The organism is Halorubellus litoreus, from assembly GCF_055378595.1.
The window spans coordinates 1,135,007-1,157,279 of the sequence record NZ_AP043836.1 but is presented as its reverse complement, the minus strand read 5'-3'; the positions used below and the strand labels follow the sequence as shown (position 1 = coordinate 1,157,279).

The 22,273-nt window shown below is 69.5% G+C and carries 24 protein-coding genes and 1 pseudogene; 15 read left to right on the top strand and 10 right to left on the bottom strand.

Annotated features, from left to right (window positions below; translation table 11 throughout):
* Nucleotides 1-122: 122 nt before the first annotated feature.
* From ACZ48X_RS09980 to ACZ48X_RS09950, 7 genes are all read left to right on the top strand, one after another.
* Complete coding sequence (locus tag ACZ48X_RS09980) at nt 123-1,637, top strand: TerB family tellurite resistance protein (RefSeq protein WP_336350892.1); 1,515 nt, start codon at nt 123-125, stop codon at nt 1,635-1,637.
* A gap of 87 nt (nt 1,638-1,724) precedes the next feature.
* Nucleotides 1,725-3,113 (top strand): 7,8-didemethyl-8-hydroxy-5-deazariboflavin synthase subunit CofH, encoded by a 1,389-nt coding sequence (cofH, locus tag ACZ48X_RS09975; protein ID WP_336350891.1) that lies wholly within the window; start codon nt 1,725-1,727, stop codon nt 3,111-3,113.
* 73 nt (nt 3,114-3,186) lie between these two features.
* Entirely contained in the window at nt 3,187-3,525 is a 339-nt protein-coding gene (locus ACZ48X_RS09970; protein ID WP_336350890.1) for a hypothetical protein, read from the top strand.
* Between the two features lie 112 nt (nt 3,526-3,637).
* The gene (locus ACZ48X_RS09965; RefSeq protein ID WP_336350889.1) at nt 3,638-4,567 is read left to right on the top strand and encodes an SPFH domain-containing protein; all 930 of its coding nucleotides are present in this window, start codon (nt 3,638-3,640) and stop codon (nt 4,565-4,567) included.
* Nucleotides 4,568-4,574: 7 nt separating this feature from the next.
* The gene (locus tag ACZ48X_RS09960; protein WP_336350888.1) at nt 4,575-4,775 is read left to right on the top strand and encodes a hypothetical protein; all 201 of its coding nucleotides are present in this window, start codon (nt 4,575-4,577) and stop codon (nt 4,773-4,775) included.
* A 79-nt stretch (nt 4,776-4,854) separates the two neighbouring features.
* Nucleotides 4,855-5,232: a hypothetical protein gene (locus ACZ48X_RS09955; protein WP_336350887.1), complete on the top strand. Its 378-nt coding sequence runs from the start codon at nt 4,855-4,857 to the stop codon at nt 5,230-5,232.
* A gap of 128 nt (nt 5,233-5,360) precedes the next feature.
* Nucleotides 5,361-6,257 (top strand): hypothetical protein, encoded by an 897-nt coding sequence (locus ACZ48X_RS09950; protein ID WP_336350886.1) that lies wholly within the window; start codon nt 5,361-5,363, stop codon nt 6,255-6,257.
* On the opposite strand, the gene ACZ48X_RS09945 is transcribed toward ACZ48X_RS09950, so the two are convergent.
* The gene (locus ACZ48X_RS09945) at nt 6,241-6,468 is read right to left on the bottom strand and encodes a hypothetical protein (RefSeq protein ID WP_336350885.1); all 228 of its coding nucleotides are present in this window, start codon (nt 6,466-6,468) and stop codon (nt 6,241-6,243) included. The genes ACZ48X_RS09950 and ACZ48X_RS09945 overlap by 17 nt on opposite strands.
* 200 nt (nt 6,469-6,668) lie before the next feature.
* On the opposite strand from ACZ48X_RS09945, the gene ACZ48X_RS09940 reads away from it, so the two are divergent.
* The 3 genes from ACZ48X_RS09940 to ACZ48X_RS09930 all read left to right on the top strand — a co-directional run bounded on the left by ACZ48X_RS09940 (nt 6,669) and on the right by ACZ48X_RS09930 (nt 10,492).
* Nucleotides 6,669-8,942, top strand: coding sequence for a hypothetical protein (locus ACZ48X_RS09940; protein WP_336350884.1), 2,274 nt, complete (start codon nt 6,669-6,671; stop codon nt 8,940-8,942).
* A gap of 282 nt (nt 8,943-9,224) precedes the next feature.
* Nucleotides 9,225-9,893 (top strand): helix-turn-helix domain-containing protein, encoded by a 669-nt coding sequence (locus ACZ48X_RS09935; protein ID WP_336350883.1) that lies wholly within the window; start codon nt 9,225-9,227, stop codon nt 9,891-9,893.
* A 113-nt stretch (nt 9,894-10,006) separates the two neighbouring features.
* Nucleotides 10,007-10,492 (top strand): hypothetical protein, encoded by a 486-nt coding sequence (locus tag ACZ48X_RS09930; protein ID WP_336350882.1) that lies wholly within the window; start codon nt 10,007-10,009, stop codon nt 10,490-10,492.
* A gap of 3 nt (nt 10,493-10,495) precedes the next feature.
* On the opposite strand, the gene cofG is transcribed toward ACZ48X_RS09930, so the two are convergent.
* From cofG to ACZ48X_RS09905, 5 genes are all read right to left on the bottom strand, one after another.
* Nucleotides 10,496-11,644 carry a 7,8-didemethyl-8-hydroxy-5-deazariboflavin synthase subunit CofG gene (gene cofG, locus ACZ48X_RS09925; protein WP_336350881.1) on the bottom strand — a complete coding sequence of 383 codons (1,149 nt, stop codon included), beginning with the start codon at nt 11,642-11,644 and terminating at the stop codon, nt 10,496-10,498.
* A gap of 415 nt (nt 11,645-12,059) precedes the next feature.
* Entirely contained in the window at nt 12,060-12,692 is a 633-nt protein-coding gene (cofC, locus tag ACZ48X_RS09920) for a 2-phospho-L-lactate guanylyltransferase (RefSeq protein ID WP_336350880.1), read from the bottom strand.
* An 18-nt stretch (nt 12,693-12,710) separates the two neighbouring features.
* A complete protein-coding gene (locus tag ACZ48X_RS09915) occupies nt 12,711-13,487 on the bottom strand; it encodes a hypothetical protein (RefSeq protein ID WP_336350879.1) in 777 nt (258 codons plus the stop codon).
* 25 nt (nt 13,488-13,512) lie between these two features.
* Nucleotides 13,513-14,682: a tubulin/FtsZ family protein gene (locus ACZ48X_RS09910; protein ID WP_336350878.1), complete on the bottom strand. Its 1,170-nt coding sequence runs from the start codon at nt 14,680-14,682 to the stop codon at nt 13,513-13,515.
* A 353-nt stretch (nt 14,683-15,035) separates the two neighbouring features.
* Nucleotides 15,036-15,971 carry a complex I NDUFA9 subunit family protein gene (locus ACZ48X_RS09905; RefSeq protein ID WP_336350877.1) on the bottom strand — a complete coding sequence of 312 codons (936 nt, stop codon included), beginning with the start codon at nt 15,969-15,971 and terminating at the stop codon, nt 15,036-15,038.
* A 106-nt stretch (nt 15,972-16,077) separates the two neighbouring features.
* Here ACZ48X_RS09905 and tmk point away from each other — a divergent pair.
* A pseudogene (gene tmk / locus ACZ48X_RS09900) lies at nt 16,078-16,653 on the top strand (dTMP kinase); the annotation flags it as partial.
* A 154-nt stretch (nt 16,654-16,807) separates the two neighbouring features.
* On the opposite strand, the gene ACZ48X_RS09895 reads toward tmk, so the two are convergent.
* A complete protein-coding gene (locus tag ACZ48X_RS09895; protein WP_227133426.1) occupies nt 16,808-17,134 on the bottom strand; it encodes a hypothetical protein in 327 nt (108 codons plus the stop codon).
* Nucleotides 17,135-17,355: 221 nt separating this feature from the next.
* Between ACZ48X_RS09895 and ACZ48X_RS09890 the strand changes: the two genes are divergently transcribed.
* Nucleotides 17,356-18,405: a thiamine pyrophosphate-dependent dehydrogenase E1 component subunit alpha gene (locus tag ACZ48X_RS09890; protein WP_336350876.1), complete on the top strand. Its 1,050-nt coding sequence runs from the start codon at nt 17,356-17,358 to the stop codon at nt 18,403-18,405.
* A 109-nt stretch (nt 18,406-18,514) separates the two neighbouring features.
* Here the strand turns inward: ACZ48X_RS09890 and ACZ48X_RS09885 are convergent, their stop codons facing one another.
* Complete coding sequence (locus ACZ48X_RS09885) at nt 18,515-18,745, bottom strand: Lrp/AsnC family transcriptional regulator (protein WP_336350875.1); 231 nt, start codon at nt 18,743-18,745, stop codon at nt 18,515-18,517.
* 97 nt (nt 18,746-18,842) lie between these two features.
* On the opposite strand from ACZ48X_RS09885, the gene ACZ48X_RS09880 reads away from it, so the two are divergent.
* Both ACZ48X_RS09880 and ACZ48X_RS09875 read left to right on the top strand, forming a co-directional pair.
* Nucleotides 18,843-19,535, top strand: a complete 693-nt coding sequence (locus ACZ48X_RS09880) for a potassium channel family protein (protein WP_336350874.1) — start codon at nt 18,843-18,845, stop codon at nt 19,533-19,535.
* A 1-nt stretch (nt 19,536) separates the two neighbouring features.
* A complete protein-coding gene (locus tag ACZ48X_RS09875) occupies nt 19,537-19,770 on the top strand; it encodes an Lrp/AsnC family transcriptional regulator (RefSeq protein WP_336350873.1) in 234 nt (77 codons plus the stop codon).
* A 23-nt stretch (nt 19,771-19,793) separates the two neighbouring features.
* Here ACZ48X_RS09875 and ACZ48X_RS09870 read toward each other — a convergent pair whose 3' ends face one another.
* Together ACZ48X_RS09870 and ACZ48X_RS09865 are read right to left on the bottom strand one after the other, a co-directional pair.
* A complete protein-coding gene (locus ACZ48X_RS09870; protein WP_336350872.1) occupies nt 19,794-20,330 on the bottom strand; it encodes a DUF5813 family protein in 537 nt (178 codons plus the stop codon).
* Between the two features lie 89 nt (nt 20,331-20,419).
* Nucleotides 20,420-20,797 (bottom strand): DUF7522 family protein, encoded by a 378-nt coding sequence (locus ACZ48X_RS09865; protein ID WP_336350871.1) that lies wholly within the window; start codon nt 20,795-20,797, stop codon nt 20,420-20,422.
* Nucleotides 20,798-21,238: 441 nt separating this feature from the next.
* Between ACZ48X_RS09865 and ACZ48X_RS09860 the strand changes: the two genes are divergently transcribed.
* Nucleotides 21,239-22,162, top strand: a complete 924-nt coding sequence (locus ACZ48X_RS09860; RefSeq protein WP_336350870.1) for a class II glutamine amidotransferase — start codon at nt 21,239-21,241, stop codon at nt 22,160-22,162.
* Nucleotides 22,163-22,273: the final 111 nt, after the last annotated feature.

Sequence of the window (22,273 nt, the reverse complement as noted above, 5' to 3'; positions counted from 1 at the left end):
GGCTGGCCTGCCGGTTCCGACTCCTCGGCGTCACCGTCGTCGAAGGATTAATTTCGTATGTATTCGTGTGTCGGTCCAAGGATGAACGTGATTCCAGGGAACGACGTCCGTGGGTGGTCGTCGTGGTAGTGGAGCAGGTCGTCGGGGCGAGCCTCTACCTCGTGCTGCCGCTCGTGCTGTTCGGGTACTGGGTGACGATGTACGACGCACGGGTCGGTGGGGCGCTCGCCGGGTACGCGCTCGGCGTCGGCGTCGGGCTGCCGGTGAGCGACGTGGCGGCGCTCGGCGCGGGCGTCGCACTCGCCGCGGTGTTCGCGGGGGTCGCGCACTACGAGGACCGCTTCGGGTGGGCGGTCGTCGGCGGCGCGACCGGCCTCCTGCTCGGCGGGTTCGCGCTCGGCGGCGTCACGACCGTCACGGGAGCGGGCGCCGGGCTCGCGCTCGCGGTCGTCCTCGGTGCGCTCGCCTGGAAGTTCCCGCGCGGCACGCTCCCGCTCGCGACGGGCGTCCTCGGCGCGCTCCTCGCCGCGACCGCGATCACCGCGGGCGGCGATTCGAGCGGTGGCGACCTGACGAACGTCGCGGTGACCGCGGTCGTCCTCGGCGGGTTCGTCGCGCTCATGATACAGCCGTGGACCGCCGAACTCGGCGACAGCGTTCCGCCGCTGCTCCCGCTCCGGGTGCGGAACTGGTTCGACCTCGTCCCCGAGGGCGGCGTCGAGGACGCGGTCTGCCCGAACTGCGGGCAGCGCGTCGACCCGGCCGCGCCGTACTGCGGGAACTGCGACGCGTCCCTCGCCGGCATCGTCGGCCCCGCCGACGGCGCCACCGGGGACGCGACCGAGACGACCGTCACCGACGTCCCCGACGACGCCGTCGCGGTCGACGTCCCGTGTCCGGAGTGCGGCGACCGCCCCATCGAGGAGGCCGCGACCGGCGTCGGCCTCGTCGGGATGCTGCTCGCGTACCGGTGGAGTTCGCGGACCGTCGTGGGCTGCCATCAGTGCAATCGCTCGCGGCTCTGGGGGCTCGCCGGGAAGAACCTCCTCCTCGGGTGGTGGAGCATCGCGTCGCTGTTCGCGAACCCCTTCACCATCCTCTGGAACCTCGGCCGCGGCGCGGTGAACCGCGGGCCGTCGACGAAGCTCGCGCGGACGCTCGCGGAGTCCGGCGTCGACTTCCAGTACCTCGCGGACGCGAGCGAGTTCGACGCGAGCGACTACGGCGAGCACGAACTCCTCAAGCGCGGACTCCTTCGACTCGGCGTCGCGGTGATGCTCGCGGACGGCAACGCGGACCCGACCGAGGCCGCCGCCATCCGCGACCACGCCCTCGAGCTGTTCCCGGACGCCGACCGGAACGAGCTCCAGGAGCGCGTGACGGAGTACGCGAACGGGACGACGAACGCCGCGAAGGTCGCCGACGGCCTCGAGGAGACGCTCACGCGCGACGGCCGCCAGCTCGCGCTCCGGTTCGCGGCACAGGTCGCAGTCGCCGACGGCGACGTCGACGACGCGGAAGCACAACTCCTGGCGACGATAGCGGACGAACTCGAGCTCGACGACGGCGCCGTCCAGGACGCGATCGGGTCCGGCGTCTCGACGGAGGCCGCGCCCGACCCAGCTGCCGCGATGTAGGCGCGCGCACTGTCCACGACGCACGTCGCCGCCGCGAGAGGGCCGGTTCCACCACGCTTTTGCCGTCTACTCGCCTCGTTCGAGTCGATGACCAGCGCGCTCGACCCCGAGGCCGTTCCCGACGACGGCGACTTCGAGTTCGACGTCGTCCCCGAGACAGACCAGGGCTTCGAGAACGCGCTGGCGAAAGCGCGCGCCGGCGACCGACTCGACGTCGCGGACGGCATCGAACTCATCACGACCGGGACCGACGTCGACGGCATCGACCACGAGCGCAAGGAGCGCGTCCTGCAGGCCGCGGACGAACGCCGCCGGGACGTCGTCGGCGAGGACGTGACGTTCGTCGCGAACCTGAACAACAACGTCACGACCGCGTGCAACACCGGGTGTCTGTTCTGTAACTTCAAGGACACCGCGCACACGTTCGAGGCGGAGTACGACGGCGAGACGGATGGATTCACGAAGACCCCGACGGAGTCCCGGCAGGTGGTCGCCGATGCGCTCGACATGGGTATCTACGAGGTGACGTCGGTATCGGGCCTGCATCCGGCGTTCGCGCTCGACGACGAGCACCACGAGATGCTCCGCGAGAGCGACTGGCGGGAGACGAACTACAAGCCCCCGGAGCGATACGCCAAGCATCCGGGGACGTACGTCGAGCAGATGGACGCGATGAGCGTCGGCGACGTCCACCTGCACTCGATGACGCCCGAAGAGGGCTATCACGCCAAGCGCGGGACGGACTGGACGTACGAGGACGTCTACGGTCGACTCGCGGACGCCGGCCTGGATTCGGTGCCGGGGACCGCAGCGGAGATCCTCGTGGACGAGGTCCGGGACGTCATCTGTCCCGGGAAGATAGATACCGGCGAGTGGCTCGCGGCGATGGAGGCCGCTGGGAACGTCGGTCTCGACCTCACCGCGACCATCATGTACGGGCACGTCGAAACGGCCGCGCATCGCGTCGTCCACCTCGACGAGGTCCGCGCGCTCCAGGAGCGCGTCGACGGCGCCATCACCGAGTTCGTCCCGCTCTCCTTCGTCCACCAGCAGACGCCACTGTTCGAGCACGGCGTCGTCGACGGCGGCGCGTCGCCCGCCGAAGATGCACTCATGATCGCGGTCTCCCGGCTCTACCTCGACAACGTCGAGCACGTCCAGTCGAGCTGGGTGAAGTACGGCGACGAACGCGGCCTCAAGTACCTGAACTGCGGCGCGGACGACTTCATGGGCACCATCCTCTCAGAGGAGATAACGAAGCGCGCGGGCGGCGAGTACGGCGAGTTCCGGAGCTTCGACGACTACGTCGAGATGATCCGCTCCATCGGCCGACGACCCGTCGAGCGCTCCACGGACTACCGCCAGCGCCGCGCCATCGAGGGCGACGGCCCGCACGGCCCGCGGCTCGGGCCGCGCGCGGACGGCACGCCATTGCTCTCGCGCCGCGACGTCGACGGCGTCGCTGCGGACGACTGAACCGGTCGCGAGCGCGGTGACTCGAACCCGGGAGCCGCACGATTTTTCCTCGCGCCAACCGTGTCCGTCGACGATGCAGGTCGTTCCGTACGACCGGGCGGAGGCGCTTCGGATCGTGGAGGCGGCGCTGTCGGCGTCCTCGAAGGTGTCGTCGGTGGAGCCGGTGGAGACCGGGTTCGTCGGGAAGCGGCGCCCGCGGGGCATCGTCTCGACGACCGCGGCGATGGACGTCGTCGTGGACGTCTGCGACGTTCCACTCGTGGACGGCGGGACCGTGCTCGCGGTGCGCGTGCGGAGCGTCGACACCGGCGTCGGTCGGTCGACCGTGCAAGCGGGACTGGACGAGCGCGTCCGCGAGCGGTTCCTCGAGCGGCTCGCGGACGCGGTCGCCGGCTGGGACGACCCCACGTAGACCACTTGCCTGCACGGTCGTCGTCGGCGCTCGCTGGGCGTCCGACCCGTCCCGCCGCCGCCGCGAACCGAGGGACATTTATCAGCCTATCTACTCACTAATAGTAGATAACGTGACATCGAAAAATAACGCGTTCAGGAAGGCGGCGGCCGTCGGCCTCGCGATGCTCGTCGTCGTCTCCCTGCTCACCGCGGTCGCTGCCTACAGACAGGTCCCCGAAGGTCACGAAGGCGTCGAGAAGGAGTGGGGTGCCGTCTCCGGGAACACCCTCGAATCCGGCGCGCACTGGAAGATCCCCGTCATGCAGAGCGTGCAAGCGGTCGAGGTGCGACCGCGAACGTACACGATGAGCGCCACCCAGGGCGAAGGGAACCGCGACAGCGGCGACGCCATCGAGGTGAAGACCGTCAACGGGTCGACGGTCGGCGTCGACATCACCGTCCGGTACCGCATCAAGTCCGCCGAAGCGGACACGTTCGTCGTCGACTGGAACGACGAAGCCCAGATGGAGCACCGCCTCATCCGTCCGACCATCCGGACGGTCCTCCGCGACGAAGCGTCGAGCCTCCAGACGACGGGCGACGACGCGATCTACACGCAACAGGGACGCGAAGCCCTGGAGACCGCCGCGCTCGAAGCGCTCGACTCCGAGTTCGAGGACGAACCGATCGTGCTCGAAGCGGTCCAGATCCGGAACATCGACCTGCCCGACGAGATAGACAGCGCGCTCGACGCGAAGGAACGCGCGAAGCAACAGGTCGAGGTCGAGAAGGAGAAGGTCAAGCAGGAGGAGGCCAAGAAGGAGCAGGAGATCGTTCGCGCGCAAGCGGACGCCGAAGCGATCGAGATCCGTGGTGAGGCGCTCGAGAACAACCCGATCGTCCTCGAACAGCAGTACATCGAGGCGCTCGAGAACGGGAACACGATCTACGTGCCGATGGGCGAGAACGGCGGGGTGACGCTCACGCGACCGACCGGGAACTCGACGGCGACGAACTCGACGAACTCGTCGTCGAACAGCACCGCGACGGTGCTGCCCTGACGCGTCGATGGTCGCGAAACTCGTCGTCGCGTTGCTCGCGCTGGCGGTCGTCGTCTCGGTCGTCACGCTCGCCGCGTTCTGGTACTTCGACAAGGCGTCCGAACGCGAGCACGAGCGCGAGCTGCGCGAGCTCGAGCAGACGGACGAGATACTCGACGCGATGGACGACTCCATCGACCGCGAGCTGGAGCGCGAGCGCGACGAGTAGCTCGGTCGATGCCTCGGTCTGGTTCTGGGTGGCGAACGAAGTCGATTTGTCCGTCCGCGAGAATCGTTCACGAGAACGCGTGAATCATCTCGCTCCCGCCCCCGACGACGCCGACGAGAACGCTGGCGAGCGGTACCTCCTCCCGCAGCACGCGCACATCGTCGTCTACGAGCGCGACGCGTCCGACGGCGTCGACCGTGACGCGGACGGGTCCGACGGCGTCGACCGTGACGTGGATACGACCGGCGGTGAGGGCGCTGGAGCGAGCCAGCTCGTGACGATATACGACTGCGGCGCGGCACAGAAGCCGCCGTCGGCGCAGTTGCTCGGTGAACTCGGGAGCGTCCGCGCGGCCTGCGAGACCACGGAGAACCCGACGGGGTACGTCGTCAGTATGCGCGAACCGAGCGTGCTCGTCGACCAGGGCGAGGGGCACTACGTCGTGCGGTCGCGGTAGCTCCGCGAACGAGGTCGCTGTCCACTGGTAGCATCGAACCGTCTTCTGTCCGCTGCTACCACCGAACCGTCTTCTGTCCGCTGCTACCACCGAACCGCCTTTATGTCGACACCCCGAACGTTCGAGCGATGACGCGACGGTTGGTCCCCGTCCTCGTCGTCGCCCTCGTGGTGCTCGCGGGCTGTACAGCGCCGAGCACGCCCGCTAGCGATACGGAGGCGACCGGGAACGGAACGACGACAGGAAGTATCGGCACGACGACTGACGACGCCACCGCCGGGAACGCCACCGGGCCACTCGAGCGAGGTCCGACGCCGCCGGGCGTCGCCGCGAACGCGACCGGCGGCGGCGTCGTCGCGAACGCCAGCGCGCTCCTCGCCGCCCACGAGCGCGTGCTCCGCGCGGACGGCTTCCGGGCGACTCGGTCCTCGAAGGAGGCGTACGGCGACGGCCCGATGCGGAACTCGACGGCGGTCGTCGTCGCCGGGCCGAACCTGACGCGGTACCGGTCCCAGGAGACCGTCGACCGCGAGAACGGCACCGTCACGTACGACGTCTGGCAGAACGAGACCACTGCGTTCCTCCGGACGACCGCCGACGGCAACACCAGCTATCAGCGCGTCGATAGGCGAGTCGACGGGAGCGAGCTGACGCACCCGCGGTCACTCGAGGGCGTCCTCGAGGACGACGACCTCCAGTTCTCGGTCGCGAACGTCACGACCAGGGACGGCCGACGCGTGTTCACGCTCACCGCGACGGCGTCCGCCGGGAACGAGAGCGCTGACGCGACGAACGGGACGTACACCGCGCGTATCGTCGTCGACGAACGCGGCGTCGTCTCCGCGTACCGCGTCCGACAGAACGCGACCGGGCGCGACGTGACCCACGAGTGGACGCTCGAATCGCTCGGCGCCACGCCGACGCGCCCGGGCTGGGTCGCGAACGCGACCGAGCGGACGCGCCGGAACGAGCGCGTCGACGCGAACCGGACGGTAGCGACGGAGGCGGTCAGCGGGTGGCGATGAGGGTGCGGAGGCGGCGTTCGCCCTTCGCGGTGATGCTGTAGAGGCCGGCGGTCCGCGAGCGCACGCAGCCGTCGACCTCGAGTTCGTGACAGACCCGGTCGACGAGCCGCGGGTCGCCGTCGACGCGGTCGGCGAGTTCGCTCACGTGCAGGGTCGGGTTCGCGTCGAGCGCGGTCAGGACGGTCGTCTCCGGTGGGTCGTCCACGTGCATCGGTCGCTAGTTGCTCGACGCCACACATGAACGTCTCTAGGAGTGGTACGTACCGGTACACAGGGCTCTATGGCGGTTCGAACTGATACGGATCGCCCGGTGGGTGGCGTCTCCGGCGGTGCTGCGCGAGCGACTGGGAGACTACAGCATCTATCTAAGCAATCGAATTACTTACCTTTCGACAGGACGGAGTCGGAGTGATGACGCGACGGTTGGTCCCCGTCCTCGTCGTCGCCCTCGTCGTGCTCGCGGGCTGTACCGCGCCGAGCACGCAACCGTCCCCGACCGACGGGTCGACGGCGGCGGCGACCGGGACGCCCACGACTGACGCATCGACGACGACCAGCGGCGACGCCGCGGACGACGACGCGTCGACCGACGGCGACGCCGCCGACGCGAACGCGACGAACCCGGCCGGGGAGGCGCCACCGGGCGTGACCCTCGCCGGGAACGCCTCGGGAGCGCTCGCGAACGCGAGCGCGCTCCTCGCGGCACACGAGCGCGTCCTCTACGCCGACGGCTACCGGGCGACGCTCGTCTCCACGGTCGCGTACGGGCCCGGACCGGCGACGAACGCGACCGCGGCCGTCGTCGCCGGCCCCGGCGGCGACCGACTCCGGGTGTCGACGACGCGGACGCTCGGGAACCGGACCGCGGGATACGAGGTGTTCGCGAACGAATCGACCGCCGTGATGCGGCTCGACGTCCGCAACGAGACCCAGTACCGGAACGCCGAGGGACCGTACGCGACCACGGAGTACACCGGCGGCGCGTACCTCGAGGGCTACCTCGACCGCCTGAACTTCTCGGTCGCGAACGTCACCGAGCGCGACGGTCGCGACGTCTACACGCTCACCGCGTCGAAGAGCGTCAGCGCGCACCCGAACGCTTCGACGACGATGTCGAACGGGACGTACGCCGCTCGGCTCGTCGTCGACGAGCGCGGGCTCGTGGCGTCGTTCCGCGTGCACACGAACGACTCGAGTTCGACGCAGACCCACGAGTGGAGCGTCGAATCGCTCGACGGCTCCCCGACGCGCCCGGACTGGCTGTCGGCGGTCCCGACCGCCGCTCGCCGGAACGTGAGCGTGGACGCCGAGGTCCGCCGCGAGCACTACCCGAACCCGAACGGGACCGGGTACGTCGACAACCACGGCGTCCTCGCCGTCACGAACGACGGCCCTGACGCCCTCCCGGCCGGCGCGAACGTCTCCATCACGAGCAACGGGACGACGTACGCGACGACCGTCGACCGCGCCATCGCCGCGGGCGAGACGGTCGCGTTCGCGCGCGTCGACGACGACCTCGTCGTTCGCGCGAACGCGTCGGCGTTCGACGACCCGCCGGACTTCGCGAACGAGGTCGACGTCTCCGTGACCGCGGGCGGGACGTCACTCCTCTCGCTGTCCGCGAGCTACAGTCACGTCTCCATCGGTGGCGACGACGGCCCCGACGACGAGGTGTCCGCGAACGCGACGCGGTACGCGCCCGGCGTGACGAGCGACGGGGTGGTGTACGCGGAGCGCCTCGTCGCCAATCACACTGCGGCCGTCACCGCGACCGGCTTCGAGGTCCGGGGGACGGAGACCGACGTGTTCCGCGAGAACGGGACGACGACCAGTCGGTCCAGCGAGCGCGTCGTCGTCGTCGCGTCGACGAACCGGACGCGCGTCCTCGAGCGCACGGTACACGACGACGGGCGGGTCGTCACCGCCTGGAAGCGCGGCCGGCATCGGCTGACGCGCGTCGACGGCAACGAGACGCTGTACCGGCCGCGGACGACCATCCGCGCGGCGTCGTCGCTTGCCGTGCCGGTGTCCGCGTCGCGCGCACTGGCGGCCGGGGAGTTCGAGGTCGTGAACGTCACGGAGCGCGACGGCCGGACGTTCGTGACGCTCACTGCCGATAGCGCCGACCCGCCGTACGACGGCGTGGACGTGCAGTCGTTCGATGCGCGCGTCGTGGTCGACGACACCGGTCGCATCCACTCGTTCCGCGCGAACGCGACGTACGTCGACGCCGACGACGGCGACGTCTGGGGCGGGTCGGCGTCGTTCGAACTCGTGAGTACGGGCGAGGGTGCGCCGTCGCGACCGTCCTGGGTCGGGGACGTGCCGGCGAACGCTCGCCGCGACGTCGGCGTGAGCACGGACGTCGACGATCGCTCGCGCGTCGCGCTCGCGGCGTACGGCGAGCACGCGGTCCCCGCGGGGACGACCGTCGTCCTGACCGTCGACGGCGATCGCTACGAGACGACGCTCGACGCCGCGCTCGACCCCGAGACGACCCGGTATCTCTACGTCGTCGACGGCGAGCTCCGGGTCGCGACCGAGCGCGCGGACGCGGTCGGTCGACGGCTCGTCGACCCGTCGACGGTGCGCGTCGTCACGCCCGACGGCGTCCTCGTCGAGGACGACGACCTCCACCTGCCGGCGGCGAACGCGTCCGCGTCCGTCGAATCCACGGTCGGTTGACGCGCTCGCGCCCGGCGGTCGACGCGGCGGTCGCTGGTCGGTGACGTCGAGAGAAGGGCCACGCCCCCTGGGCAGGGGGGCGTTCGCGTAGCGGGGGGATAGGGGTCGGGAGATGACAGGCGATGGTGGACGCGAGTGGGCAGCTCGCGGCCGTTCGTCAGAGGTGTTCCCGACGCCTGCACGTAGTCGTCCGGGGAGCGTAACGCTGTTGCGCCGGATACGAGGGTATCTTAAGTGCCTGGTGCGACGGAGTTTAGTTCTTCGCCGCGGACCCTACGGGGTATGCGGTACGTCACTGCGGTGTATCATCCGGAGTCCGGGGACGCGTTCCAGGCGTGGGGGCAGGCGCTCGCGGACGCCGAGGGCGTCACTCGCGAGTACATCCACCGCGTGGAACTCCACGAGGACGGCACGGTCGCGGCGCTCGTCTCGGTGCGTGGGGACGCCGACGCTGCGGCGGCCGCGCTCCGCGAGTGCCCGAGCGTGCACGACGTCGCGATGCAGGCTCCGCGGGACGGGGCGGCGCTCGCGTACCTCCATCACGACACGAACCCGAAGGCGGCGGCGATGCTGCGGGCGCGCCGCCAGACGTGCGTCGTCATGGACCACCCGATCGTCGTCCGGGAGTCGGGCGCGTTCGAGGTGACGTACCTCGGGACGGACGCGGCGTTCGCGGAGACGTTCGGCGAGGTCCCGGACTTCGACGTCCCGTTCGACGTCCTGGAGACCGGCGAGTACACGCCGTGTCGGCGGGACGCGTTCGACTGTCTCACGGACCGCCAGGAGGACGTCGTCGCCACCGCGGTCGAACTCGGGTACTACCAGAATCCGCGCGAAGCGACCCAGGAGGACGTCGCGGACGCACTCGGCTGTTCGCCGGGGAACGTCGGCGAGCACCTCCGGAAGGCCGAGCAGCGCGTGTTCTCGCAGTTCGTCGACTGTCCCGATTGACCCGTTCGGCGGGACGTCCTGGCCTTGCTGGCGGCCGGAGCGTCGGTCGTCGACGGCCGGTCGTCGCCTCGACCGCCGCCGTGTTTATGATGCAACCGCGAACAAGAGGAGTCGTGCGAGTCTCCGTCGAGGGCCGACCGTGGGTGGCGTTCGCGGTCGCGGCGTACGCGTTCTACGTGCTCGTCCTCCTCCGGTCGTTGGCGGACCGCGTCGACCCGGGGTGGCCGGAGGCGCTCTGGCTGCACCCGGTCGCGGTCGTCGTCGTCCCGTTCGCGTTTGCTGCCGTGGCCCAGGGCGCGTGGCGGGTCGTCGTCGAGGGTCGGTCGTGGTCGACGCCGCGGCGCCGTGGAGGGCTCGCCGGCGCGCTCGCGGTGATGGCGACGACCGGCGGCTACGGTGCATTCCGGGAGTTCGTCGAGAACCTCGACCGCAGCCTCGGGACGCTCGGCTCCGAGGTTCTCGTGTTCTCGGTCATCGGCACGCTCTGGCCCCTCATTCCGGTGTACGGGACGGCGCTGTTGCTCGTCGGCGTCGTACCCGGGTACGCATTCGGTCGCGCGGTCGAACGCAGCGACGACGGCCCGCGCGCGGAGGACTGACTACTACGGTGCGACGACGGCGTCGCCGCGGATGACGCGACGGTAGCGGTCGCCGGCGGGGCCGTCGTCGCGGAGGGCGTCGAGGACGGGGTCGTCGAGCCAGTCGTCGCCGGGGGCGGGGGTGCCGTCGTAGTCGTCGCGGCGGAACTCGGCGGGGAGGTAGCGTTCGTGGACGGGGAGGCGTTCTCTGAGGGGGACGCCGGCGTCGCTCGCGATGGCTTCGAGTTCGCGGAGCGCGGGCCACTCGTATTCGGGGTTGATGTGGTCGTCGGTGACGGGGGAGACGCCGCCGAGGTCGTCGATCCCGCACTCGAGGAGGTCACGGACGGGTGCGAGGTTCGGCGGCACCTGCACGGACACCTCGTCGGGGAGGACGGCGCGCGCCATCGCGGTCACTCGCCGCATGGTTTCGACGTCGGGACTTCCGCCCTGCCAGCGGTCGTTCTCGACGACCGGCTGGACGATGACCTCCTGGACGTGGCCGTGGCGCTCGTGGAGGTCGCGGATGACGAGCAGGCTCTCCGCGCGGTCGCGCCAGTCCTCGCCGACGCCGACGAGGATACCGGTCGTGAACGGCACGCGCAACTCGCCTGCGGTGTCGATCGTCCGCACGCGCTGTGCGGGCGATTTCTGCCTGGGGCCCGCGTGCGCGTCGACGTCCGCGGTTGTCTCCAGCATCACGCCCATGCTCGCGTTGTACGGCGCGACCGCCGCCAGCTCCTCGCGGGTCTGGTCGCCCGGATTCGAGTGCGGGAGCACGCCCGCGTCGAGCGTGTGCTCGCAGACCGCCGCGAGGTAGTCGTGGACGCCGTCGTACCCCCAGTCGTCGAGCTGGCGGTGGATCTCGGTGTAGCGGTCGTCGGGGTCGTCGCCGAACGTGAACAGCGCCTCCGTACAGCCCGCGTCGCGGCCGCGGTCGAGGACGGCGTCCACGTCGTCGTCGTCCATCAGCGTCGCCTCACCGGGCGGGTCGAAGAACGTGCAGTACGTGCACGTGTACCGGCACGCCGTCGTCAACGGCAGGAAGACGTTCCGCGCGAACGTCAACTCGTCCGCGGGCTGGACGTCGTCGGGCGTCACCGACAGCGCCGCGTCGACGTCGCGGTCGCTGACGGTGACGTCGACGTCGTACTCGTCGGCGCCCGGAAGCATACCGCGTCCTCCGTGACGCGCGGCCAAAAGGATGACTCACCGCGGCGACGCCTGCCGGCGCTCTCCCCCGACCGACGTCGCCGTGGCTTCCGGACGAGACCGCGCCGGCGCCGCAGCTCGCAGTCGAACGAAACTGCCCCGAAGCTGCAGCTCGCAGTCGAACGAAACTGCCCGACGGTGTCACTAGCAGTCAGTCGGTCGACGACCGCCCGAACCCCACCCCTTGGGATAGCGGGTCGGTGGGCGGTCGTCGTGTGGGAAAGGTGACGATGCGCGACCGTTCCGCGCACTCGATTCTCTCTCAGAGACCCACTTCAAGGGTCTGCATGAATCGGCCGCCGTCTCCGGGTTCGTTCACGGCCCCGAATCGAGCGTCGTCGCGAGCGTCGACTCGAACGGCGACTCCGCGCTCGACTCACTCGTCGTGTCGAACCGCGTGCACCGACCCGTCAGCGCGCTCGCCGAGCGCGAACCCGCGGTCGCGGAGCCAGTCCGCCGCCGCACCCGCGCCGTGTGCGAGCACCTCCGCGAGGTCACCGGGTTCGTCCACGTCCGTCGCGAGCCGATGCGAGTCGACGACCGACAGCGTCGCACCCACCTGCGCCGCCGCCTCGCGGTGGTCGACGAACGACGCGCCGTGGTAGTCCACGCGGAACTCGGGGTGGCGCGCGACGAGCGCGTTCGTCCCGACGCGCCGCCCCGGCGCCAGCACCACGTCCGCGTCGCTCGCGAACAACCGTCGGAGCGCCGTCGGGGTCGCCAACGCCAGGTCCGCCATCACGACCGCCACGGGCTCCGTGCTCGACGCCAGCACGTCGTTCACCGCCGGCGTCAACGCCCGGTCGTCGACGACCACGTCCACGTCGAGGTCGCGGTCGAGCGACACCGTCGACAGCACCGACGGTTCGGGGACGCCACGCGTCCGCGACAACGCATCGAGCACGTCCTCGAGCATGACGCCCGCGAACTCGCGGCGCTCGGCGGCCGAGAGAACGCCCGAAAGACGCGTCTTCGGGTCTGTCGGCGAGAACGGAACGACGACCTCCACGAGAGAACCCCCCGGGCGTCAGCCCAGGCGACTGGTGTCCTGCTGGTTCTGCCGATACCAGTAGACGCCCCCACCGATGAGGAGGAGGACGACGACACCGACGCCCGCGTAGACGAGTAACTGCTGGGTCTGCTGGCTGGACTGCGCGGCCTGCTCGGCGTCGCTCGCCTGCTCCTGGGCGTCCTCGGCGTTGTCGACCGCCGCGTCGAAGTCCTCGTTCCGATAGAAGCGCTTCGCGTCCGCGAGCGAATCCTCGGCGTCGCTCACGTCACCGCCCGCGTCCTCCGCACTCGCGATCGCCTCCGTCGCGGACTCGATGGCCTCGCGTGCGTTCTGGGAGTCCGCCGTGTAGTGCGCGGCCGTCCACGTCTCGATCGTCGACGGTGCGCCCGTCGACCCGTCGCTCGTCACCGGCACCTGCGCGAGCTCCATCGCCAGGAACGACGGCCGCGGTTCGTACGACCAGTTCCCGACCTCGGGCACCGTGCCCTCGACGGTCACGCGCACCTCGCTGGTCGGCGATTCGACGGTCCGCTCGCTCACGGTGACGTTCTGCCCGGTCCGCGTCACCGTCTCCGTCACGTCGCCCTCGACGCCGACGTACTCGATCGTCCAGAGCGGGTCCCCGGTGAGTTCCGTCGACGCGTTCAGTTGCCACTTGTTGTTGTCCGTGTACAGGTCGGTGAGCGTCACCGACGCCTCGTACCCCGTCCCGGCTTCCGCCTCGCTCGGGACGTCCTCGGAGTCGACGCTCACGGCCGCCGCCGGCACGGCGACGGTGGACAGGGCGAGCATCGCGACCAGACAGCACGCGAACAGCTTAGAACAGCGGGTCGAGTTCATCTTCGTCATCTTCCACCAACTCCTCCAAATTATCTTCGCTCTCCTCCCGGATCGACTCGATGTTGTCCTGCGCTTCGATGGCGACCTGCTGCAGCTCCTTGATGCGGGGCACGTCGTTCACGCCCGACAGCAGGATACAGGCCGCGACCTGGGGCTCCTTCACGGGGAAGTCGCCGCCGCGCACCTCCATCGACCCGGTCTGCTCCTCGAGCCACTTCCGCCCGCGCTCTATGCCTTTCCGGTTCAGGTGCTTCGGCGGGCCGGACATGACCAGCAGCGCGCGTTCGGCGCCCTCGATCTCGCAGGGGAGCGTCAGGCGGCCGAGTGCGGCCTTCCGGACGAGGCTCGTGATGCGGTTCGTCGTGTGCGCGGTGTCGACCTGCTCGTCGCTTCCCGTGAATCGGGAGAGGAGACCGCCGCCGTCGTCGAGGTCGACGCCTTCGCTCGCGTACCCGACGGTGGAGACGCCACCGCCCGCGAGCGTGTTGATGATCTCGCTGGAGTCGACGACGGATTCGGCGACCTCGTCGCCTTCACCGACTTCGCCCGCGCCGAACAGCACGCCGAAGCGCGTGACGATCTCCTTGTTGATGTCGTCGTAGCCGCCTTCGACGGACTCGCCGGCCTGCCGCCAGGAGTCGTTGTCGAACACGAGGAGGTTGTCGACCTCGCGGACGAACGTCTGGAACGAGCGTGCGGCGTTCAGCGTGTAGATGCCGCCTTCGTCGCTCCCCGGCAGGACGCCGAGGCCGTACACGGGTATCGTGTAGATGCGCTTGAGGTGCTTGGCGAGGACCGGGGCTCCACCCGAGCCGGTCCCGCCACCCATCCCGGCGACGACGAGGAACGCGTCGACCTCGTGGGTCGGGATGGCGTCGATCGCACCCTGGACCTCGTCGACGTCCTCCTCGGCGATCTCCGCGCCGAGTTCGTTGTCCGCGCCCACGCCGTGTCCTTTGACGCGGGATTGCCCGATGAGTACCCGGTTCTCCTGCTCGATGTTCTCGAGGCCCATCAGGTCCGCTTTCGCGGTGTTCACCGCGATAGCGGCGCGGACGATGCCGCTCCCGGTCCGCTCGTCGTATTGGACGAAGCGGTCCACGATCTTCCCGCCTGCCTGACCGAATCCGATCATCGCCAGTTTCATGGTTTGAAGGGGGGCTCCGTTGGCTTGATTAGAGAGTGATGAACGACATAAGGCTTTGGATGGTTTAAATATACACGTGCCATCACTTTCGAGGCGATAATCGCCCGACGGTGCGTGCTTCGACCGGAATGTAGGCACACGTTATCGGGAAAATTCCGTGACACGAACCCGCTCTATTTAAGTCGGGGCGCGTCCCGGGGTGCCGTAGCGACACGTTATGCCACGTTCAAGCCGTCCTTGGACGGAATTCGGACATTTCAGGCAGCGCTTGGGGATGCCGAGGTGACGACGACGGGCGTGAAACGACCGTTCTGACGCCGCGATGTCGACGACCGTGCCGCGACGGTGCGCGCTCAGGCGGCGCTCGCGGAGTCCGTTCGCGACGTCGTCGCCTCGCTGTCGTCGTCCGCGACGCCGAGGTAGTCCGCGAGCGTCCGCAGGTCGTCCTCGTCGACGCCGAACGCGGTCACGTCGTTCTCCGCGACCGTGTTCTGTATCTTCAGCGCCTTCGCTTGCTCCGGGCCGAACGGGAAGAACGGGACCGGGCCGGCGACGGTGAGTCCGGTCTTCATGAACCACATCGGGAGCGTCACCATCTTCGGGTGCTTGCCCTCGGCCGCCCACGCGAGCTCGGTGACCTCGCGCATCGTCAGGACCTCGGGGCCACCGATCTCGTAGACCTCGCCGCGGTGCGCGTCGTCCTCGATGGCGGTCGCGACGAGCGGCGCGAAGTCCTCGATCCAGATCGGCTGGAACTCGTTCGTCCCGCCCGCGGGCAGCGGCGCGACGACGGGCGTCGTCAGTTGCTTGGTGAACCCGACGAACTCGCCGCCGTCACCGAAGATGACGGACGGCCGGAGGATGGTCCAGTCGACGTCGGACTCGCGGACGATGCGCTCGGCGTGGCCCTTCGACCGGATGTAGGAGGTGAGGCCGTCGGGGTCCGCGCCGAGCGCGCTCTGCTGGACGAGGTGCTCGACGCCGTGGTTCTCGCACGCTTCGACGACGTTCGCGGTCCCCTGCGTGTGCACGAGGTCGTGACTCAGGCCGCGCGGCGGTTTGAACAGCGGGGAGAGCGCGACGAGGTTCACGGCCGCGTCCATCCCCTCGAAGTGGCTCTCGAAGGAGTCGTACGCGGTCACGTCCCCCATCGCGGTGTCGACTGCGTCGGGGAGGTCGGCGTCGCTCGGGTTGCGCGCGAGCGCGGTGACGTCGTGCCCGCGGTCGGCGAGTACGCGACAGACGTGTCGTCCCACGAATCCGGTTCCGCCAGCGACGATAACTTTCATATCCGATATATGAATCGGCAGGCAGATAAGCGCTAGCCCAACGGCGCGTCGAGCGTCGCGAGCGGGGAGCGGAAGCGTAACGTGTTCGCGCCCGCTACGAGGGCGCATGCTCGTCACGCTCGAAGGCCTCGACGGGAGCGGGAAGACGACCGTCTGGGAGGCCCTGCACGACGTCTACCCGGACGCCGTCTTCACGCGCGAACCCACGGACTCGCCGTACGGCGAGGCGGTCTACCGGTCCATCGAGGACGACGACGCGGACCCGCTCGCGGAGCTGTTCACGTTCGTCGCGGACCACGCCGACCACCTCTCGCGCGTGGTTCGCCCGGCGCTCGCCGACGGCGACCTCGTCGTCTCCGACCGCTACGTGGACTCGCGGTGCGCGTACCAGGGCGCGAGTCTCGACGGTATCGTCGACCGGCCCGTGGAGTACGTGCGGGGCGTCCACCAGCCGTTCACCGTCCAGCCGGACCTCACCATCTACCTCGACGTCGACCCGGAGACGGCCGTCGACCGGTCGGGCGCGACGAACAAGTTCGAGCAGTTCCAGTACCTCTCGGCGGTCAGCGAGAACTACGACCGACTCCAGGAGTGGATGCCCGAGCGGTTCGTGCGCGTGGACGCGACGCAGTCCCCGGAGGCGGTTCTGGACGAGGTCGAGCACGTCATCGAGACGGTCGTCGAGGCCGGCGGCCGTCGCGCGGCGGGATACGACCCGCTGGATACGGGCGAGGGCGACCGCGAGGACTACCAGGGCGTCGGCGACGGGCTCGGCGAGGGCGTCCGCGACCCAGACGCCTGACGGCGCGGTCGCCGCTCCGAGGATGGCTCGCGCGTCACCGCGAGTCGAGCGACTCGGGGAGTTCGACCTCGTCGGGCGACGGCATCCAGAAGTAGTCGAACGTGATACCGAGCATGAGCGGCATCGCGATGACGACGAGGACGGCGGTGTACCGCGACCCGAGGTTCCCGCCGATACCGAAGATGCCCGAGAGGACGAGCGTGGAGACGAACAGGACGAACGCCCCGCCGACGGCGGCGTAGATCGCGCTCCCCCACCCGGTCTCCAGGCGGTTCCTGAACAGTCGCGTGACGAGGGCGGCCAGCGCGGTGTGCACCACCACGAGCACGCCGATGCCGACGAGGCCGACGGTCGTGACCATACCCGACCGTGAGGGCTCCACGAACTAACCCCCATCGACGCCGGGCCTTCGGCGTCGGTCGCGTCGAGGGCGGCGGGACCGACCGCGACGCCGAGGGGTTTACGTCTCACGTAAACCTCGGCGGTGGGTGCGAGCGGTCGCGACGAGTTCACTCGGCCTCGAAGTAGCGTTCTCGGCGACGGACCGCAAGTGCTTTTTCCGGAGCGCCGGGAGGCGAGTGCATGCATCGGGTCATCGGCGAGCGCGACCTCGCGGACACGCCGTTCTCGGCGGACGAGGCGCGCGCGCTCTATCGGGACATGGTACGAGCACGACGGTTCGACGAGCGCGCGCTGGCACTCCAGCGTCGCGGGTGGATGAGCGGCTACCCGCCGTACAAGGGCCAGGAGGCGTCGCAGGTCGGTGCGGCGCACGCGATGGCGGCGAGCGACTGGTTGTTCCCGACGTACCGCTCGAACGGCATGCAGATCGCGCGGGACGTCCCGATGAGCGACGTCCTCCTGTTCCGCCGCGGGTTCCCCGAGTACGAGAGCGACCACGACGTCCCGAACTTCCCGCAGGCGGTCCCCATCGCGACCCAGATTCCGCACGCGGCGGGCGCGGGCATGGCGATGAACTACCGCGGCGAGGACGACAAGGCGGCGCTGTGTTACTTCGGCGATGGTGCGACCTCCGAGGGCGACTTCCACGAGGGATTGAACTTCGCGGGCGTGTTCGACGCGCCCGTCGTGTTCTTCTGCGAGAACAACGCGTGGGCGATCTCGCTGCCCCGCGAGCGCCAGACGGCGGCGGACTCCATCGCGCAACGCGGCGAGGCGTACGGGATGATGGGCGGGCAGGTCGACGGGAACGACCCGCTCGCGGTCCGCGAGTTCACGGAGAGCGCGCTCGAGTCGGCGCGCAACGGCGAGCCCGTGCTCGTCGAGAGCCTCACGTACCGCCAGGGCGCGCACACGACGAGCGACGACCCCTCTCGGTACCGCGACGAGGCCGAGGACCTCCCGGAGTGGCGCACCCGGGACCCCCTGGAGCGCTACGAGGAGTACCTCTTCGAGCAGGACGTCCTCACCGAGGAGTACGTCGACACCATCTACGAGGAGGCCGACGAGGAGCTCGACGACGCCATCGAGACCGCGGAGAACACGGAGCCCGAGGACGTCGCGGACGTCTTCGAGCACGTCTACGACGAGATGCCCGAGGGGCTCCGCGAGCAGCAGGCGTTCATGGAGTCGTTCGCGGCCGAGCACGACGTGATGGAGCTCGACCACTAGACGCAGTTGCTCGGAGCGGTGGGAGACGCGAGGAGTGGAGCGGTTCGGTCGTTCTTCTGGTCTCGAACCCGTGGGTCAGTTCGAGGCGCGTGCGCGTCGGTGCCCGCGGTCAGTTCATTGAGATGTAGGTCTTGGTGTCGGAGACGCCGTCGAGTTTCTGCATCTCGCTGGAGACGGTGTGGAGGACGTCGTACACTTCGGGGGCGTCGACTTCGCTGATGATGTCGTAGTTCCCGGCGACGATGTGGGCGGCGTCGACGAGGTCGATGTCGCGGATCTGCGCGAGGAGGTCCTCGGATTTCCCGGCGGCGGTCTTGACCATGATGAACGCGTGAACCATCGCTGTGTGGTACACGTTGGCACGTCAAAAAACTTCCCCTCGACCACCAGACGACGGCGGGGTAAGGTACTTGAAGGGGTCCGTCGTACGTGGTAGTATGCGGTTCGTTATCATAGGAGCTGGCCGAGTCGGTCTTCGGACGGCCCGCGTCCTCCGCGAGGAGGGCCACGACGTGACGTTGCTCGAACGCGACGAACGGAAGGTCGAACGCGCCCGCGACCAGGAGTTCACCGTCGTCCAAGGCGACGGCTCTCGCGAGGACAAACTCGAGGAAGCCGGTATCGCCGACGCCGACGCCGTCGGCGCACTCACCGGCGACCTGAACACGAACTTCGCCGCGTGCATGATCGCGAAACACCACGGCGCGCGCACCATCATGCGCATCGACGAGGACTACCGCGAGGACATCTACCGGAAGTACGCCGACGAGGTCGATGAGATAATCTACCCCGAGCGCCTCGGCGCCATCGGCGCGAAGAACGCGCTCCTCGGCGGCGACATCCGCGCCATCGCCGACATCGCCCAGAACCTCCAGATCGTCGAACTCTCCGTCACCGAAGCGTCGCCCGTCAAGGGCTACACCATCAGCGAACTCCAACTCCCCGCGGACGCCACCGTCCTCGCGTTCGGGAAGGAAGGCCACCCGGTCGGCATCCCGAACCCAGACGAGTCACTCGAGCTCGGCGACCGGCTCGTCGTCCTCGCGGACTTCGAGGTGCTCGGCGACGTCAGACAGATAATCGTCGGCGACGCGAGCGGTCGCGCCGCCACCCTCACCGGAGGTGCTTGAGATGCCAGTCACTGCCTACATCATGATCAAGGCGAACACGGGCGAGGCGGACCGACTCAGAGACGACATCGAAGCGCTCGACGGCGTCGAGCACGCGTACATCGTCGCCGGCGACGTCGACATCATCGCGAAGGTGTCCGTCGAATCACCCGGCGAGGTCAAGGACGTCGCCGCGACCAAGATCCAGGGCATCCACGGCGTCGAGGACACCCAGACGTACATCGCGATGGACTGACGGCGGCTCGCCAGTTCCGTCTTCTATAGCGGCGTGCCGCTGCGGCCGTTCCCGTCGTCGTCGCCGGCGGTGTTCTGCGAGGCCTGCGACCGGAGGTCGGCGGCGACGCCGACGTAGTCGTAGCCCGGGATGAGCCCCTGCACCCACGTTCCTTCGACGTACTCGGCGAGCGCTTTCGCGTCCGCGACGCCCTCGGCGGCGTCCCAGGACTCGTAGGCCAGTTCGACGCGAACCGTCTCCGCGCCGCGGTCGACGACCGGGTCGTCGCCGTAGCTCGTCTTCGCGACGTCGAACGCGTCCTCGAGGCGTCGCTCGAACGTCTCGAACCAGCCGTCCTCGACGACCGGCGCGACGTCGTCGGGGTCGTCGACCGTCGCGGACAGCGCCGGCACCGGGACGACGACGGTGAACGCGCCGGCCTTCCCGGAGTCCGGTTCGGTTGCGGTGACTGTCACGTCGAACGCGGTCGAGTCGAGCGCGAAGCGGTCGTCGTCGGTCGCGGCGAACGCGTCGTGGCGCTCGAACGCGGTCGCGACGTCGCTCGGCGTACTCGCGGTCATGGGCTCGCTTCGAACTCCGCGGAGAAGGGGGTTGCGTTCGCGGCGGCGCACCGTCGCGGACGAACGCCGTCGCGGGCGAGCGTCGACGGTTACCGACCGTCGAGGACCTCGCGGAGCGCGCCCGCGAGCTCCTCGAAGTCCTTCAGCGTGAGGCCGTCGGTCGTCACGAACACGCCGCCGCGGTCGACGGCCACGCGGATGAGGAACCCGTTCTCGAACACGCGGATGGTGTACTCGTGCGCGCCGAGTTCGCTCCCGGCGTACGCGGACTGCGTGGTCTCCCACTCGCGCCACTCGTGACCCACGAACGTTCCGAGGTCCGCGTCCCGCTCCAAGTCCCCGCGGAGGTACAGTTGCTCGTAGTCGTCGCGCGAGAAGTACGTCACCGACCGGAGGCTGTCCCCGACGGCGGTCCGCGCCGTGGTCACGACCTGGTCCGCGACGCCGTCGTCGAGCAGAGTCGTCATACCACTCTCGTCTACCTACACGGTGAAAAACCACCCGCCACGCGTCGACGACCGCTGGCGTTCGCGACCCCCGGTTGCTCGCGGCGCGCTCGCGGCGTTCGAGATTCGACGAACGTGTACAGCGGTACCCGCGTCGACCCATCTCCTGCCCACCATGTCCGCTAATACCCTGGAATCACAGGTCTCGGGCGCTCTCCCCGACGACCGGGGGATTTACTTGGGTTCGCCCTCGACGTGTTGTTGGTCTTCGAGGATTCGGGGGCCCAGTCGCCGACCGATTCAGGCACAGGTCGTCGACTGCAGGTGGCCGCCCCTGCCATGCCCACTTCGGGCGGCCGCCAGGACCACGTCGCGAGCGACGGCTCCCGGACGAGGCCTCCCTGACGGTCGCACACTCGACGAGCCGTAGGTTCAAGCGCTTGCGCGTCGACACCTCGGGGCATGTGTCGGTTCGTCGCCTACCACGGGCCGCCGATTCGACTCGACGAACTCCTCTACGCGCCCGAGCACTCCATCGTACAGCAGTCCACGGACGCGCGGGAGCGCCCAGAACCGCTGAACGGCGACGGCTGGGGCGTCGGCTGGTACGAGCCCGAGCGCTCCCCGGAGCCGGCGGTGTACCGCGAGGTCCGGCCGGCGTGGAGCGACGAGAACATGCGTCGCATCAGTCCGCTCGTGGAGACGCCCGTGTACCTCGCGCACGTCCGCGCCGCCAGCCCCGGGCTCGCGGTCCACGAACGCAACTGCCACCCGTTCCCGGGCGGCGAACGCACGCTCGAGGACCGCCGGGACCGCGACCCCGTCGTCGAGGGCCGCCACGAGCTGTTGTTCGCGCACAACGGCGTCATCGGCGGGTACCGCGACGTCGTCCGTCGACTCCGCGAGGACCTCGCGGACGAGCACTACTTCGCCATCAGGGGGTCGACCGACAGCGAGCACGCGTTCGCACTCGTCCAGCAGTACCTCGGCGACGCCGCCGCCGACCCGACGCTCGACGACCTCGTCGACGCCGTCGAACGCACGATCGAGCACGTCGAACGCCTCCGCGTCGACGTGGGCGCGCGCGACGACCCGACCGAGGCGAACGTCTGTCTGACCGACGGCGAGCGCGTGGTCGCGACCCGGTACGCCAGCGCGAACGCCGACTCGGCGCAGACGCTGCACGTCGGCGAAGCGAGCGGGTTCGTCGCCGACGACGAGTACGCGGGCGCGGTCGACCCCGACGGGAACGCGGCGACGGTCGTCGCGAGCGAACCGCTGTTCGCGGACGACCGCGTCTGGCGGGACGTCCCCCGGAACCACCGCGTCACCGTCGCCGCCGACGGCACCACGCGCGTCGCACCGCTCGACGTCGACGTCCCCTGACCGCGCCCGGGTCCCCTCCGCCCGCGTCCGCGCGCCGGGGTGCGCTTCGCCCGCGTCCCGCGGTGCGCTTCGCCGGCGACGGCACGCCGCGAGCGGTTCGCGACCCAACGC